Genomic DNA, 15,108 nt, shown 5'->3' with positions numbered 1-15,108 from the left:
ATCAGTAACTCCACCATTCCGTTATCGGAGCACCAGGACGTTCCGCAGGAACTCGCCGATGGCGTGGATCTCCTCCAGGCATACAGCATGCTCCATGGGCCAGGTCTGGTAATCCGCCTGGTAGCCCATGGCCTGTAGCTTCTCAACAGATGCCCGGCCCAGGGCCTCCGGTATCATCGGGTCATGGGTGCCATGGAACACACTGATGGGAATGTTCCGGTTGGCGTCGGAACACTGCACGGTATCCGCCGTGGCAAAGTAAGTGGACAGGGCCAGGATGCCCGCCAGGGGCTTCGGGTAACTCAGGCCCAGTTCGTAGGCCACCGCGCCCCCCTGGGAGAAGCCCGCGATCACGATGCGTTCGGACTTCACACCCCGATCGATCTCATGCTCCACCAGGGCCGCCACCGCCTGGGCGGACGCCACCAGTTGATCCTTGTCCACGGTGCGGCCCAGTTCCAGCGACTTGATGTCATACCAGGCCGGCATCCGGATGCCGCCGTTAATGGTCACCGGAATTTCCGGGGCGTGGGGGAAGATAAAGCGGACCGAAGCGCCCTGTGGCAGACCCAGCTCCGGTACCACCGGCTCAAAGTCATGGCCGTTCGCGCCAAGGCCGTGGAGCCAGATAACGGATGCATCCGGGTTCTCACCGGTGTCCTGCTGGATGTACTCAAGTTGGTTCATAACACCTCGTCATCAATCGGTAAAAAGTCAGTCGGTGGATGGTTCCCTGGTGTCCCGTCTGGGTAATTCGTTAACCTACTGCGGGACACTAGCCTCCTGAGCATTGAGCGAACTCAGCACCGGGTTGGCATACATGGAAATCAGGTAGGGGCGGATGGCCTCGTCGCAGGCCTCAATGCGCCGCTCCAGTTCCTCTTCCGCCGCTTCCAGCTCTGCCGGGGTCCAGCTCTCGGCGGTCACCACCTCCTCGCCGACCACGTCCGGGGTATCGTGAGTCGCCGGGTGTACCCCTTTCATGTTATAGGCCACCAGGTTGGAAGCATGCAGGTGGTAGTTGGCACGGATCTCGGTATCGATCAGGGCCGCCAGGTCCTTCGCATTGTCGGGCGAATCACTGATCGGTGAGCCGAAGTGCACGTGCACATGACCCTTGAAGCCGGTCAGCCCCTTGACGATCTGCTCGGAATCCTCGTTCTCCGCCTTGGTGTAAGTACCGGTCCGCTCGCGGGTTTCCAGCTCCCGGGCCTTGTCCACGTCACAGGGGTCGTACTCGTAGGCAATGGACACCGGCACGATACGCATGCGGTTCATGGCCTCGGCGAAGTCCAGCCCCTCCTTCTTGCGGCTCATGTAGAACATCTTGATGATGGCGGGATCGGTCTGATCCACCCCATCCTTGGCGCGCCCTTCCCGCTGGGCAATCCAGATGCTGTGGCCATCATCCAGGCTGTGGTTGATGAACCCGGACAGGGTCAGGAACACCTGCCGCATTTCCCGGGGGCTCTGGATGTCCCGCTGCACCACAAAGCTCTTGTTCAGGCGCATCATCTCAGCGAACACCGGGTTCTTGAGCAGATTGTCACCGATGGCGATGCGGGTGGTCTCGAAACTGTTCAGATGTAACAGGTGATTGACCACCATCGGATCAAACACGATATCCCGATGGTTACAGATGAAGAGGTACGGGGTGTCCGGATCCAGTCGCTCCAGCCCTGACGACGTCAGGCGGGTGGTGGTCCGGCCCACCAGGTCGGTCACGTACGCCTGCACCCGTAACTGGACATCCCGGATGGTCCGGGCACTGCCGAATTCTTTCCTCAACCAGCTTTTCACGCGCTTGCGAAGCAGGCCCGGAAGCCAGCGGGCAAGCATGGGGGAGCGGAACCGCCCCACCATCAACAAGAAATCGGGGTCGTTGGACAGCCGCCGTACAGCGCCTTCGACCTCGTCATCCCCATAGGGACGTATGGCATCAAATTCCTGCATTAGAGTCCTGTTCTTGTTGCCTTTTTTATCGAATAAACAAGGCCCGGCCCGGTTGGCCGGTGCGAAAAACCGCGTTATTGTATCGCGGCAGCGCCGCAGATGCCTCCTCCCGACAACCAATCCCCATTCTGATATCATCCCGCGTTCATTCACGAACCCGGCGAGCCATCCATGGACTCCTACACCGACTTCGACCAGCTCAGCCCCGAAAAGCCGGTGATGCCCTCCGCCAGCCCGGAACAGGTGCTGCACGAGGTATTCGGCTACGAGTCCTTCCGTCCCCTGCAAGGTGATATCGTCCGGGAGCTGGTCAATGGTGGCAACGCGCTGGTGCTGATGCCCACCGGCGGCGGCAAGTCCCTCTGCTACCAGATTCCCGCCATGGTCCGGCCCGGAACGGGCATTGTGATTTCGCCCCTGATTGCACTGATGCAGGACCAGGTAGCCGCACTGCAACAACTGGGGGTGCGGGCCGCCTTCCTGAACTCCACCATGGGCATGGAGCAGGCCATGGACGCGGAGAACGCACTGCTGCGGGGGGAACTGGACCTGTTGTACTGCGCCCCGGAACGGCTGCTCCAGCCCCGTACCCTGAGCCTGCTGGAAGATGCATCGCTGTCACTGTTCGCCATTGATGAAGCCCACTGTGTGTCCCAGTGGGGGCACGATTTCCGTTCTGATTACCTGGGCCTGAGCATCCTGGCGGAGCGTTTCGCCCATGTGCCCCGCATCGCCCTGACCGCCACCGCCGACGAGCGCACCCGCAAGGAAATCGCCGAGCGCCTGTCCCTTACCGACGCGCGGCACTTTATCAGTGGTTTCGACCGCCCCAACATTCAGTACCGCATTGCCCCCAAGACCAACGCCAACAAGCAGTTGCTGGACTTCATCAAGGCCGAGCATCCTGACGATTCCGGCATTGTCTACTGCCTGTCCCGCAACAAGGTGGACGCCACCGCCCGACTCCTGCAACAGAAAGGCTACACTGCCCTTCCCTACCATGCCGGGCTGCCCGCCGAGGAGCGGGCCCGCAACCAGGAACGCTTCCTGCGGGAGGACGGCGTGATCGTGGTGGCCACCATTGCCTTCGGCATGGGCATCGACAAACCGGATGTCCGCTTCGTGGCCCACCTGGACCTGCCCAAGAGCCTGGAAGCCTACTACCAGGAGACCGGTCGCGCCGGCCGGGATGGCAACCCCTCCACGGCATGGATGGTCTACGGCCTGCAGGATGTGATCAAGCTACGGCAGATGCTGGAGGCCTCCCAGGGCAATGACCACTTCAAACGGGTGGAACGCCAGAAACTGGATGCCATGCTGGGCCTCTGCGAGATCACCACCTGTCGTCGTCAGGCCCTGCTGCGCTACTTTGGCGACCAGTTGGACGCCCCCTGCGGCAACTGCGACACCTGTCTGGTACCACCGGAGACCTGGGACGGCACCGACGCGGTGCGCAAGGCCCTGTCCTGCGTCTACCGGACCGGACAGCGCTTCGGCGTCAACTACGTGATCGATGTGCTGCGAGGATCGGAGAACGACCGTATCCGGCAGGCGGGGCACCAGACCCTGTCCACCTGGGGCATCGGTACCGAGCTGTCGGTCAACCAGTGGAAATCCGTGTTCCGGCAACTGGTGGCCAATGGGTACCTGCGGGCCGATCCGGAGGGATATGGCGCCCTCCAACTGACCGAAATCTGCCGCCCGGTGTTGCGGGGTGAAGCCGCCCTGGAGCTTCGCCGGGATCCGGAACGCAAGGTGACCCGGCGCCAGGATGGAGACCGCCGTTCCCGTACCCAGTCCATATCAGACCCGGAAGGCTGGGAGGCGCTCAGACAGAAACGCAAGGAACTGGCGGACGAACAGGGTGTGCCCCCCTTCGTTATTTTCCACGACACCACCCTGATGGAGATACTGGAGCGGCGCCCGGCCAGCCTGGAGGAAATGTCGGAAGTCAGTGGCGTTGGCAGCGCCAAGCTGGAGCGCTACGGGGCAGTTTTCCTGGCCGTACTGGACAGTCTTCCACCGAGGTCATAAGCCCACCCCGACGGCGGAAATGCGTGTTTTTGCACAATATATGCTGCAACAGCCGGAAAACGACTACACTGTCTGAATAACCAATAATTCGATGCCGCAGTGCGCGCGTACCGCCCAGCAGTTCGGAAGACTCAATGGCCCTACCAGGATCCTGTCAATTCCAGCGTGTTATCCTCCTTGCCCTTCTGATACTGCTACCCATCGGCAACCCGTCCGCCGCCCGGGACAGTACCGACCCGATCGTCTACCGGCTCTGGTATCGCAACTACGACAGCCCGGCCGTGCTTGCGGTACTGCGGCTGGCCTTCGACAAGACCCCGGAGTACGGCCCGTACCGGATTCTGCGATCGCCGGAAATGGTCCAGGGACGCGCTCTGGTGGAGCTCCAGGAGGCGGATGACCGGCTGATCACCATCGCCAATGTGGCTACCTCTCCTGAGCGGGAAGACAACCTCTACGCCATCCCCCTGCCTATTGACGGGGGGTTGCTGGGATTGCGGGTCTGTGTGGTCAGGCAGGATAACCTTCTGCGGTTCCGGGGTGTGGAAGACCTGGACGACCTGGTGGCCCGTGACATCAGCATCGGCCAGGGCACCCACTGGCCGGACAGCGAGATCCTGAAGGCCAACGGCGTCAAGGTGATTACCAATACGCGGTTTGAAACCCTGTTTAACATGCTGCAGCGGAACCGGTTTGACTGCTTTGCACGGGGCGTGAGCGAAGTGCTGTTTGACCTGGAACGAGTGCATGACAGCGACCTGGTGATAGAACCTCACCTGTTGCTTGCTTACCCCATGCCATCCTACTTCTTCGTCGGTCCGGATGATCACGATACCGCCCAGAGGATCCAGCTGGGCCTGGAAAGGGCCATCTCCGACGGCAGCTTTGCACTGCACCTCGCCACCTACTATGGTCGTGCCGTGGAGTCGCTGAATCTCGACCGGCGCAAACTGCTGGTACTGGAAAACCCTCTCCTTAGTGATGACTCGGCGCCCATCGGCCGGGAAGTGCTGGAGACCCTGCGGCGGCGGATCTCCAACGGCCTTGCCCGACAGGACACGCCTTAGCGTCCCGCCCTCGATCAGACCCGGAAACGCCGGACCTTGTCGTTCAGGTCAGACGCCACTGAATCGATCCGGTTGCTGTACTGGTCGTTCTCGGACGCAGCCTCCGCGGCATCCTGACCTTTCTCTGCAATGCGGGTGATCGAGCTGTTCAGTTCCTCGGTGACCGAGGTCTGTTCCTCCGACGCGGTGGCGATCTGGGAAGTCATCTCGTTGATGGAGGTGATCGCGGCGGCAATCCGGTCCAGGGCATCCATCGCATGCTGGGCCTTCGCCGCGCTTTCCGAGGATACCTCGGTTGAGGCCTCCATCACCCGCACCGCTTCAGAGGCCCCGGCCTGGAGACGCTCGATCACGGCGCCCACTTCACCGGTGCTCTTCTGGGTGCGTTGGGCCAGGTTACGGACCTCATCGGCCACCACCGCAAAACCACGGCCCGCCTCGCCGGCCCTGGCGGCCTCGATGGCGGCATTCAGGGCCAGCAGGTTAGTCTGCTCGGCCACGCCCTGGATGACCTCCAGTACCGTGGTGATCTCATTCACATCCCGGCCCAGGCGCTCAATCACCTGGGCGGCACTGCCAATCTCTTCCGCCAGCCGGTCCACCGCGTCCCGGGACTGGGACACCGTGCCCACCGTCTCCCGCGCATCGGAATCGGCTGTCTGGGCTGCATCGGCGGTCTGCTGGGCATTGCGGGCAATTTCCGAAGCGGCGGCGGACATCTCGTTGATCGCCGTGGCAATCATGTCCACCTCCTGCTGCTGGCCCTCGACACTGCTGCGGCTGGTGCTGGCAGTCTGGCGCAGGGCCGCCACTGACTCATGCAGTTCACCGGCGCCCCGCTGGGCGTCCCGGACAACCCCCTGGATGTTGGCCACAAACTCGTTGAAGCTCCCGGCCAGTCGCCCGAACTCATCCTTGGTCTCCACATCCAGCCGGCGGGTCAGATCCGCGTCGCCGCTGGCAATATCCGCCATGGCATTGTTCAGGCGATGTACCGGTCGCATCAGCACCCGGATACCCAGGTGCAGCAGGATCAGGGCAACCACCAGGCCGACCACCAGGATCAGAAGGCCTGTGGTGCGGGCCTTGCGGACCGGCGCGTTCACCAGATCCTCATTGGCAAACATGGCCAGGTGCCAGTTCACGCCACGGGCCTGCTCAATCTCGTGGAAGCTTACCCGCCACGGAGTCTCCTCAATGACCACGGTACTGGCTTCACCACCGAACCGAGGCTCCTGCCCCAGAAACCCGGAAATGGGTTCCCCCACCAGATCACTGTTTGGATGGTAGAGCACCGTGCCGTCACCACCGACCAGGGCGACATAACCGGTATCCGCCAGGTTGACGCTACCCAGAAGCTCATCCACCACATCCAGGGTAATGTCCGCCCCGGCCACGCCCCGATATTCCCCGGAGCTCACCGGCGCCAGGGTCGACAGGATCATCTGCCCCGACGAGGCGTCCTTGTAGGGCTTGGTAATGGAGGCCCGACCCAGCTCCTGCGCCAGCTTGTACCAGGGGCGGGTACGGGGATCGTAACCGTCAGGCAGGGTCTGTTGCGCCTCACGGTCGGGCATCAGCATCTTGCCATCGGTGCGTCCCACATAGACGTTGTTGAACCCGCCACCGACGTTGGCGGACTGCAGGATGGCCCTCGCCTGCCCGTCGTCTTCCGCCGACGCCAGCGCCCCGGCAACGCCCTCGGTCATCTTCAGTCGGGTGTTGAGCCACTCCGCGATACTCGCCGTGGCCTGGCTGGCGGTATCCGCCGCCATGGACTCGACGTAGCGGCTTGTGGTGGCGGTCAGCCGGTGGTCGCCGGTAACGGCGTAGCTACCGACTACAAGGACAAGCAAAATACCGAATGCGATCAGCAGTTTCTGGCCGAAGGACAGATTCACTGGCGTTCTCCCGTGGTGAATAGGCTGGAAGGCGTTACTGGAATGCATGTCGGCCACGGGGACGAAGTCTTTAACAAACTTCTGATACCATCACGGTTTTCGGCACCCTGATACAGAGGCTGGCGACACCGCCAATCCCGGTCAGTGTCTACAATGGGTCTTGAACACCCCCTATCGAACAGGAGCCACCATCGCCATGGCACATGAAGAACTGCACCTGAGCCTGCGCAACCTTGAAGACAGTGACTATGAGCAACTCAAGGTGCTGATGGACCGGGTCTACAACGATATTGGCGGTGCCTGGCCCCGGGACACCATCAAGGCGCTGGTCGACCAGTTCCCGGATGGCCAGATCTGCATTGAGGACAGTGGTGAGCTGGTGGCGGTCGCGCTGACGGTCTGTGTGAAGTACGAGCGCTTCAGCAACCCCCACACCTATGACGACCTGATCCTCCGCAACGAGAAGATCTGGCACAACGCCAATGGCGATTCCCTGTACGGCCTGGATGTGTTCATCCATCCGGACTACCGGGGCTATCGCCTGGGTCGCCGCCTTTACGAGGCCCGCAAGGAACTCTGCCGGTCCAAGAACCTGCGGGCCATCCTGGCGGGTGGCCGTATCCCCAACTACCACAAGTATGCCAGTCAGTACACGCCGGCGGAGTACATCCAGCGGGTGGATCGCAAGGAGATTTACGACCCCATCCTGACCTTCCAGCTCTCGAATGATTTCCAGGTCACCCGGCTGATGCACAAATACCTGCCGGAGGATGAAAAATCATTGGGTTACGCCACACTCCTCGAGTGGAACAACATCCTCTACACCCCGCCCTCCACGGTGCTCAACACCCGCAGGACCCAGGTGCGCATGGGGGCGGTCCAGTGGCAGATGCGGGAATTCACCTCTGTAGAGGAAGTGCTGAAACAGGTGGAATACTTTGTCGATGCCCTGTCCGACTACAAGAGCGATATCGCCCTGTTCCCGGAGTTCTTCAACGCACCGCTGATGGGGCTCACCGACCAGATGGACCAGACCCGGGCCATCCGTTTCCTGGCCGGTTTCACCGAGCAGTTCCGCAATGAAATGTCCGAGATGGCGGTAAGCTACAACATCAATATTGTCACCGGCTCCATGCCCCTGATCGAGGATGATCGGGTCTACAACGTCTCCTACCTGTGCCATCGCGACGGTCGGGTGGACGAGCAGCGGAAGATCCACATTACGCCCCATGAACGCCGGGACTGGGTGATCGAGGGAGGAAGCCGGTTCGAGGTATTCGATACCGATGCCGGACGCGTCGCCATCATGATCTGCTACGACATCGAGTTCCCGGAACTGGGGCGCATGGCCGCCGCCGAGGAGGTGGATATCATCTGCGTGCCGTTCTGGACCGACACCAAGAACGGCTACCTGCGGGTTCGCCATTGCGCCCAGGCCCGTGCCATCGAGAACGAGTGCTACGTGGTCATTACCGGCAGTGTCGGCAACCTGCCCAAGGTGGAGAACCTGGACGTTCAGTATGCCCAGTCCTCGGTGTTCTCACCGTCGGATTTCGCCTTCCCCCACGACGCGGTGATGGCGGAAACCACCCCCAACACCGAGATGATTATGTTCTCCGACCTGGACCTGGAAAAACTCAAGCTGGTTCGCAACGAGGGCTCGGTAACCAACCTCAAGGACCGGCGCACGGATTTGTACACCTTACACACGAACGACAAGGATCATGATATCGTAGAGGATGATAGCTGAGACCGCGCCTCATCCTTTGTCGTGAAACGGGCGGCAACGCACATTAAGTGCACCCGCTACGATACTGAAACTGTTGCCAAACCGTTTTCCGGTGACTAAAGTTTACGCACTGGGAACACAACCATAATATCCGGGGAGTCCCTGAATAGATCCTGAGTGTCATCCGTCAGGCTCCATTCAAAGACTCCCTGACGCGTCGAGTATAATAAATGTTGTTGGCGGTCTGCGCCGCCCAGGGAAATGAGCCATGCCAATGTCAGACAATGCTTACCACACCCCCCTGCCAGACCTGGTAGCGCGGTTCACCCTGAAGAAAGGGCTATTCCGCAAGGAACTGGTAGAAGCCAGTCTGTTTGATCTGAATCAGTTCGGTTGCGTATTGAAAACCGATAAGGTGTTTGAACCGGGCGAAACCCTCGGATTGGACCTGGAAATGGATATGCCGTTCGAGAACCTCCAGGCAAACGGCCTGACCGGGCTGATCACCGAGCGAAGAAAGTACTGTAGCAATTTCTTTTATCATATTGATTTTATTGCAAGTGACTACCGCCCGAAGGCTGAGCGTTCGGAGCAGTTCGAGCGCATTCGCGACGTACTTGACCGCAAGAAGTCCCTGCTTTCCCGCCGCGAAAATCCCAGCCTGGGTGCAACCGCCTGAACCCCTCCTGCTCTTTTGCGGGCCGGAGGGAGTCCATTCAGGGTCAGCACTGCCACAAATTCCGTCGGTCGGTCATCCGGCCGGCTGCCTTAACGGACTATCCGTTAGCTCGTCACAACCCGTGAACAGGGAGCGGTACCATGGCCAAGACCAGCAAGAGCAGTAAGACCGACAACAAACGCCCCAACGTCGAAAAGATCGTCAAAAAGGTCAACAAGGAATTCGAGAAGACCTCCGGGCAGATCGAAAGACTGGTGGACGACGCCTTCAAACAGCTTGATTCACTCCAGAACCAGATCCAGGAGCCGGTCCGCAAGCTGATGAAGGAGATCGACGAGCTCCGTGAGCGCGAAATGAAGCGTTTTCACGATGAGCTGGACCGCCGGATGGAAGAGTTCCAGAAAATCCAGGACTCGGTGATGGACCGCCTCGGCATTGCCCAGCGCGAAGCCAAACGGGGCCAGGAGGCGGTTACCAAATCCCTGGAGCAGGAAACCAGGAAAACAGCCAAGACCGCGAAATCGGCGGGCAAGACCACAGCCAAAACGGCAAGCAAGGCTGGAAAGAAGACCGCCACCAAGGCGAAATCCGGTGCCAGGAAAGCAGCCACCAACACCAGGGCCGGCGCCCGCAAGACCGGCGCCACCGTAAAGGCGGCCGCCAAGGGTAACGACCTGTCCGACCTGACCCGTATCAAGGGCATTGGCCCGGTCACCGCCCGTAAGTTGCAGGGTGCTGGCATTACCTCCATTAACCAGATTGCCAGCCCCACCGAAGCCGAGCAGGAGAAACTGAACCAGTTCTCCAGCATGAAAGGCTTCAGTGACTGGCCTAACGAAGCGAAGAAACTGATCGGATGAAGGAAGCGGAACAACCGGTACTGCGTGACATCGTATTGATTGGTGGTGGCCACAGCCACGTTGGAGTCCTCAAACGTTTTGCGATGAAACCAGTGCCGGGGGTTCGCCTCACACTGATCTGTCGCGACACGCACACCCCCTACTCCGGCATGCTGCCCGGCTACGTTGCTGGCCACTACACCTATGATGAATGCCACATTGACCTGAGCAACCTGGCGGAATTTGCCGGTGCCCGCTTCTACCGGGACGAGGCCGTCGACATCGACCGCACCAACAAGCGGATCATCTGCCGGGGGCGTCCGTCGGTACCCTATGATCTGCTGTCCATCAATATCGGCTCCACCCCGCAGGTGGGTGAAGTGCCCGGTGCCGGAGAGTATGCCGTGCCGGTCAAGCCCATCAATGGCTTCAACCAGCGCTGGCTGGCGTTGCTGGAGCGGGCCGAGACCCACCAGGGCCCCATGGCCATCGGCGTTGTCGGCGCCGGCGCCGGCGGGGTCGAACTGACCCTGGCCATGCAGCACCGCCTGCGCCATGAATACCAGGCCCGGGGCAAGGACCCGGACCAGCTCTCCTTCCACCTTTTCGACCAAGCTGGTGACCTTCTCCCCACCCATAACGACCGGGTGCGACAGGCGTTTGCCCGAACCCTGAAACAGCGGCATGTGCACACCCACCTGGGCAGCGCCGTGACCGCTGTCGAGGCGGGACACCTGCGTACCGATAACGGCCACGCCTTCGACCTGGATGAAGTGCTCTGGGTGACCCGGGCCGGTGGCCCTGAATGGCTGCGGGACACGGGCCTGGCCCTGGACGACGGTGGCTTTATACGTTGCCGGGACACCCTTCAGACCGAGACCGATGACGACATCTTCGCCGCCGGGGATATTGCCAACGTGGTGGACCACCCCCGTGAGAAAGCCGGTGTGTTCGCCGTGCGTCAGGGGCCGCCCCTGTCGGAAAACCTCCGTCGCGCCGCCATCGGAAAAAAGCCCAAACCGTTCATCCCGCAGAAGACTTGGCTGGCGCTGATCAGCACCGGTGACAAGTACGCCATCGCCTCAAAGGGTGACCGCTTCATGCAGGGGCGCCTGGTGTGGCGCTGGAAGGACTGGATCGACCGCCGGTTCATGAAGAAATTCAATGAGCTGCCGGCCATGGAGGAATCCGCCGCCCTGCCCGACACCGCCGCCGCCCAGAACCCCGAGGAGGCCTCCCAGGCCATCTCGGCGGTGGCCATGCGATGCGGTGGCTGCGGCGCCAAGGTGGGCAGCACCGTGCTGTCCCGGGCCCTGGGGGAACTGCGCCCCATCGAGCGGGACGATATCCTGGTGGGGCTCCACGCCCCGGACGATGCCGCCGTGCTGACGGTGCCTCCCGGCAAGGCCGTGGTGCACACGGTGGACTTCTTCCGCGCCTTTATCGACGACCCCTACGTGTTCGGCCGGGTGGCCGCCAACCACAGCCTGGGGGATGTATTCGCCATGGGCGCCGAGGCCCAGAGTGCCACTGCCGTGGCCACGGTGCCCTACGGCATCGAGTCGAAGGTGGAAGACGTGGTGTTCCAGATGATGTCCGGAGCGGTGGAAGTGCTCAACGAAGCCGGCTGCGCCCTGGTGGGCGGCCACACCGGCGAGGGCAAGGAACTGGCACTGGGTTTTGCGGTGAACGGCCTGATCGATCCGGATCAGGTGATGAGCAAGGGCGGGCTGAAGCCTGGCGACAAACTGATCCTCACCAAGGCCATCGGTACCGGCACCCTGTTCGCCGCCCATGCCAGGCTGGCAGCCCGGGGGCGCTGGATCGACGCCGCCCTCGCCTCGATGATGCAGTCCAACCTGGAGGGGGCCCGCTGCCTGCTCCGTTACGGCTCCAGGGCCTGCACCGATGTCACCGGTTTTGGCCTGCTGGGCCACCTGGTGGAGATGACCCGGCCATCGGAAGTGGACGCCGTGCTTGACCTGTCTGCCATCCCCATCCTGCCGGGTGCCGAGGAAACCGCCGCCGAGGGCATCCTCAGTTCCCTGCAACCGGCCAACATCCGCCTGCGCCGGGGTATCCGGGACCAGGCCCGCTGGGTTGACCATCCCCGCTACCCACTGATCTTCGACCCCCAGACCGCCGGTGGTCTGCTGGCCAGCGTGCCCGCTGACCGGGCCGAGGCCTGCGTGGAAGAGCTTCGATCCCTGGGCTATCCCCTGACCGCCATCATCGGCGAGGTGACGGCCCAGGGGGAAGCCATCGAACCCATCACCCTGAGGGACTGATCGCCCGGGCGATGGCCTCTTCCAGGGCCGCCTGTTCCCGCCGGGGCGTGAAATCCTCCGCCAGGTCACTGACAATGGCCGCCAGGCCGGCCAGCCAGTCGGCGTCGTTCTCCGCCCTGGCCAGCCGCTGCGCAAGGGCGGCCTCGTCCCTCACATGATAGAGCCCCGGGTACTGCTCCCCCAGCAGGCCCCGGTTACCGGGAATGTCGGAAGCCAGTACCGGCAAGCCGGCACGGCACGCCTCGGACACCACGTTGGCCCCTCCCTCCATGATGGAACTGATGACCATGATCCGGCTGCTGGCCATCAGGCGTCGGGTGGCACTCCGGTCCAGTTCGCCCAGCCAATGGTAACGCGGGTTATCGGCCATTTCCCGACGGGCGGCCTGCGCCCATTCCTCACTGTGCGCCCGCCCCGCCTGCAACACGCGGATGGCCGAGGCCGGTGGTAGCTGCCGGGCGGCCAGGGCGGCCCTCAGGGGGTCTTTCTCGTCCCTCAGGTGTCCGATCACACACACATCAAAGTGGTCCGGTGACGGGCTGACCGGGGCGTCAGGCTGTTCCGTTGACTGCAACACCACACTGACCCGCCCCTGCAAGCGGTGGGGAACATCCCGGGCCGCCAGGCGGTGCAGCACGATCAACCGGTCGGCCTGCTCCATGGTTGGCAGGGTCTGTTCGGGCTTGGTGAACTGGTAGCGGTACAGGTCGGTCCCGGTCAGGGCGACAACAACGGGCTTGCCGGGCTGTTCCCGACGCCAGCGGGCGACGGTCTCCCGGCTCCGCCAGGCGTGGAGTGCAATCAGCAGATCAGCGCTGTCGGCCTCCCAGGGATCATAGTCGGTCCCGACAACAACCCGGTGCCCCGCCTGTTCCAGCAGTCCGGCCCAACGCTCGGCGGTGGCCCGGTTGCCGGACAGGGAGCCCTCCGGCGCCGGCGTCAATAGCAGTAGTTTCATTAAGTTGCTACCATTCAGAATGTGTCTGATGATTTCTACGTTAGGCTAATCCAGTCAGGCTATCGTAGAGTATCATTACAACCGGCACATTGGTGCCTGACCCCGTCACTTCAAGGAATGACTCCTATGCTCAGAAAACTCTTTGGCCTGGCTACCATAGCCGCCGCCATGCAGACCTTTGCCCTATCCGCCGCTGCGGAGACATTCGTCTTCACCGCCATTCCGGACCAGGATGAAACCCAGCTGGTTGAGCGTTTTGGCGCCGTGGAGGCCTACCTGGAGGAGCAGCTCGACGTCGATGTACGCTATGTCCCGGTGAAATCCTACGCTGCCGCCGTATCCGCCTTCCGCAACAACCAGGTGCAGTTGGCCTGGTTCGGTGGCCTGTCCGGGGTCCAGGCCCGTCGGCTGGTACCGGGCTCGGAGGCGATTGCCCAGGGCGTGGAGGACACCCGATTCCGGAGCTACTTCATCGCCAATACCGAATCCGGGCTGGAACCGGCCAGCGAACTGTCCGATGCCCTGCGGGACAAAACCTTCACCTTCGGCTCCAAGGGCTCCACTTCCGGTCGACTGATGCCCGAGTACTACCTTCGCGAAGCGTTCTCCGAAGCGCCCGACGAGGTGTTCTCCCGTGTCGGCTTCAGCGGCAACCACACCCGCACCATCCGCCTGGTGGAAGCCGGCACCTATGATGTTGGCGCGCTCAACTTCAAGGTCTGGGAAACCGCCGTCGAGAACGGCGAGGTGGACACCGACAAGGTTCAGGTGATCTGGGAAACCCCGGAGTACGCCGATTATCAATGGACCATCCGTGGTGACGTCAACGAGCGTTTTGGCGAAGGCTTCAAGGAGCGTGTCACCGAGGCCCTGCTGAACATGGATGATCCGGATCTGCTGAAACGGTTCCCCCGGGAAGGCTTCATTCCCGCCTCCAATGACGACTATTCCGCCATTGAGGACACCGCCGAGGAACTTGGCCTGCTACGTTGATGGAAACTGACCTGGAGTTTAACGGCCTGTCCGGTTTTTTCGGAGGGCAGCGGGTGGTGGGCCCGCTGTCCCTCACCATACGGCCCGGCGAACAGGTCGCCCTAGTCGGTCGCAGTGGCGCCGGCAAGTCCACCCTGATCCGGCTGATCCACGATCGGGTGGCCAGCCAGGTCGCCCTGGTGCCCCAGGAACTGGGCCTGGTGAACGCGCTGCCGGTTTTCCATAATGTCTTCATGGCCCGGCTGGACCAGCACAACAGCCTGTACAACCTGGTGTCCCTGGTTCGCCCCTTCCAGGCGGACCGGCAAGCAGTGACAGCGATCCTGCAACAACTGGGCATGGAAGAAAAACTGTGGATCCCCGCCGCCGCCCTGTCTGGCGGACAGCGCCAACGGACCGCCATTGCCCGGGCACTGTTCCACAAGGCGGATTTCCTGCTGGGGGATGAACCGGTATCCGCCCTGGACGGCCCCCTGGCACACCGAGTCATGTCCCTGCTGACGTCCAGGTTCTCCACTTACCTGATCGCCCTGCACGACGTGGACCTGGCCCTGGAATACTCAACGCGGGTGGTGGGCATCCGCAACGGCGAGATAGCCCTGGACGCACCCAGCCACGAGCTGACGCCCGCGGATATCCGACCACTCTACGACTGACGGTAGACGCC

Annotated in this window: 12 protein-coding genes; 8 read left to right on the top strand and 4 right to left on the bottom strand. The window is 62.1% G+C overall.

The window, feature by feature from the left end:
* Positions 1-21 precede the first annotated feature (21 nt).
* Positions 22-687 carry an alpha/beta hydrolase gene (locus ACJO3T_RS14585; RefSeq protein ID WP_406963231.1) on the bottom strand — a complete coding sequence of 222 codons (666 nt, stop codon included), beginning with the start codon at positions 685-687 and terminating at the stop codon, positions 22-24.
* A 75-nt stretch (positions 688-762) separates the two neighbouring features.
* Positions 763-1,953: a lysophospholipid acyltransferase family protein gene (locus tag ACJO3T_RS14580; RefSeq protein WP_406963232.1), complete on the bottom strand. Its 1,191-nt coding sequence runs from the start codon at positions 1,951-1,953 to the stop codon at positions 763-765.
* Between the two features lie 219 nt (positions 1,954-2,172).
* Between ACJO3T_RS14580 and recQ the strand changes: the two genes are divergently transcribed.
* Positions 2,173-3,987, top strand: coding sequence for a DNA helicase RecQ (gene recQ, locus ACJO3T_RS14575; protein ID WP_406963588.1), 1,815 nt, complete (start codon positions 2,173-2,175; stop codon positions 3,985-3,987).
* A gap of 134 nt (positions 3,988-4,121) precedes the next feature.
* On the top strand, positions 4,122-5,054 hold the full coding sequence (locus ACJO3T_RS14570; protein ID WP_406963233.1) for a transporter substrate-binding domain-containing protein: 933 nt from the start codon (positions 4,122-4,124) through the stop codon (positions 5,052-5,054).
* A 14-nt stretch (positions 5,055-5,068) separates the two neighbouring features.
* On the opposite strand, the gene ACJO3T_RS14565 is transcribed toward ACJO3T_RS14570, so the two are convergent.
* The gene (locus ACJO3T_RS14565; RefSeq protein ID WP_406978912.1) at positions 5,069-6,955 is read right to left on the bottom strand and encodes a methyl-accepting chemotaxis protein; all 1,887 of its coding nucleotides are present in this window, start codon (positions 6,953-6,955) and stop codon (positions 5,069-5,071) included.
* A gap of 196 nt (positions 6,956-7,151) precedes the next feature.
* Here ACJO3T_RS14565 and ACJO3T_RS14560 point away from each other — a divergent pair, with 196 nt between their 5' ends.
* From ACJO3T_RS14560 to selD, 4 genes are all read left to right on the top strand, one after another.
* Positions 7,152-8,705, top strand: coding sequence for a GNAT family N-acetyltransferase (locus ACJO3T_RS14560; RefSeq protein ID WP_406963235.1), 1,554 nt, complete (start codon positions 7,152-7,154; stop codon positions 8,703-8,705).
* A 247-nt stretch (positions 8,706-8,952) separates the two neighbouring features.
* Entirely contained in the window at positions 8,953-9,363 is a 411-nt protein-coding gene (locus tag ACJO3T_RS14555; protein WP_406963236.1) for a hypothetical protein, read from the top strand.
* 140 nt (positions 9,364-9,503) lie between these two features.
* Positions 9,504-10,223 carry a helix-hairpin-helix domain-containing protein gene (locus ACJO3T_RS14550; RefSeq protein ID WP_406963237.1) on the top strand — a complete coding sequence of 240 codons (720 nt, stop codon included), beginning with the start codon at positions 9,504-9,506 and terminating at the stop codon, positions 10,221-10,223.
* On the top strand, positions 10,220-12,490 hold the full coding sequence (gene selD / locus ACJO3T_RS14545) for a selenide, water dikinase SelD (protein ID WP_406963238.1): 2,271 nt from the start codon (positions 10,220-10,222) through the stop codon (positions 12,488-12,490). Before ACJO3T_RS14550 ends, selD begins: the two co-directional genes overlap by 4 nt.
* Here selD and senB read toward each other — a convergent pair.
* Positions 12,474-13,448 (bottom strand): selenoneine biosynthesis selenosugar synthase SenB, encoded by a 975-nt coding sequence (gene senB, locus ACJO3T_RS14540; protein ID WP_406978911.1) that lies wholly within the window; start codon positions 13,446-13,448, stop codon positions 12,474-12,476. The genes selD and senB overlap by 17 nt on opposite strands.
* A 126-nt stretch (positions 13,449-13,574) precedes the next feature.
* Here senB and ACJO3T_RS14535 point away from each other — a divergent pair, with 126 nt between their 5' ends.
* Positions 13,575-14,441, top strand: coding sequence for a putative selenate ABC transporter substrate-binding protein (locus ACJO3T_RS14535; RefSeq protein ID WP_406963240.1), 867 nt, complete (start codon positions 13,575-13,577; stop codon positions 14,439-14,441).
* Positions 14,441-15,097: a phosphonate ABC transporter ATP-binding protein gene (locus ACJO3T_RS14530; RefSeq protein ID WP_406978909.1), complete on the top strand. Its 657-nt coding sequence runs from the start codon at positions 14,441-14,443 to the stop codon at positions 15,095-15,097. Before ACJO3T_RS14535 ends, ACJO3T_RS14530 begins: the two co-directional genes overlap by 1 nt.
* Positions 15,098-15,108 lie beyond the last annotated feature (11 nt).

Source organism: Marinobacter shunpengi (assembly GCF_045449715.1).
GTDB lineage: Bacteria > Pseudomonadota > Gammaproteobacteria > Pseudomonadales > Oleiphilaceae > Marinobacter.
The sequence above is the reverse complement of the archived record's forward strand: the minus strand, read 5'-3'. Positions and strand labels throughout refer to the sequence as shown.

Excerpts from the sequence above, each read along its gene's own strand:
- selD (WP_406963238.1), top strand. The coding sequence starts at position 10,220 with ATGAAGGAAGCGGAACAACCGGTACTGCGTGACATCGTATTGATTGGT.
- senB (WP_406978911.1), bottom strand. The coding sequence starts at position 13,448 with ATGAAACTACTGCTATTGACGCCGGCGCCGGAGGGCTCCCTGTCCGGC.
- ACJO3T_RS14550 (WP_406963237.1), top strand. The coding sequence starts at position 9,504 with ATGGCCAAGACCAGCAAGAGCAGTAAGACCGACAACAAACGCCCCAAC.
- recQ (WP_406963588.1), top strand. The coding sequence starts at position 2,173 with ATGCCCTCCGCCAGCCCGGAACAGGTGCTGCACGAGGTATTCGGCTAC.
- ACJO3T_RS14555 (WP_406963236.1), top strand. The coding sequence starts at position 8,953 with ATGCCAATGTCAGACAATGCTTACCACACCCCCCTGCCAGACCTGGTA.
- ACJO3T_RS14580 (WP_406963232.1), bottom strand. The coding sequence starts at position 1,953 with ATGCAGGAATTTGATGCCATACGTCCCTATGGGGATGACGAGGTCGAA.
- ACJO3T_RS14560 (WP_406963235.1), top strand. The coding sequence starts at position 7,152 with ATGGCACATGAAGAACTGCACCTGAGCCTGCGCAACCTTGAAGACAGT.
- ACJO3T_RS14530 (WP_406978909.1), top strand. The coding sequence starts at position 14,441 with ATGGAAACTGACCTGGAGTTTAACGGCCTGTCCGGTTTTTTCGGAGGG.
- ACJO3T_RS14535 (WP_406963240.1), top strand. The coding sequence starts at position 13,575 with ATGCTCAGAAAACTCTTTGGCCTGGCTACCATAGCCGCCGCCATGCAG.
- ACJO3T_RS14585 (WP_406963231.1), bottom strand. The coding sequence starts at position 687 with ATGAACCAACTTGAGTACATCCAGCAGGACACCGGTGAGAACCCGGAT.
- ACJO3T_RS14570 (WP_406963233.1), top strand. The coding sequence starts at position 4,122 with ATGGCCCTACCAGGATCCTGTCAATTCCAGCGTGTTATCCTCCTTGCC.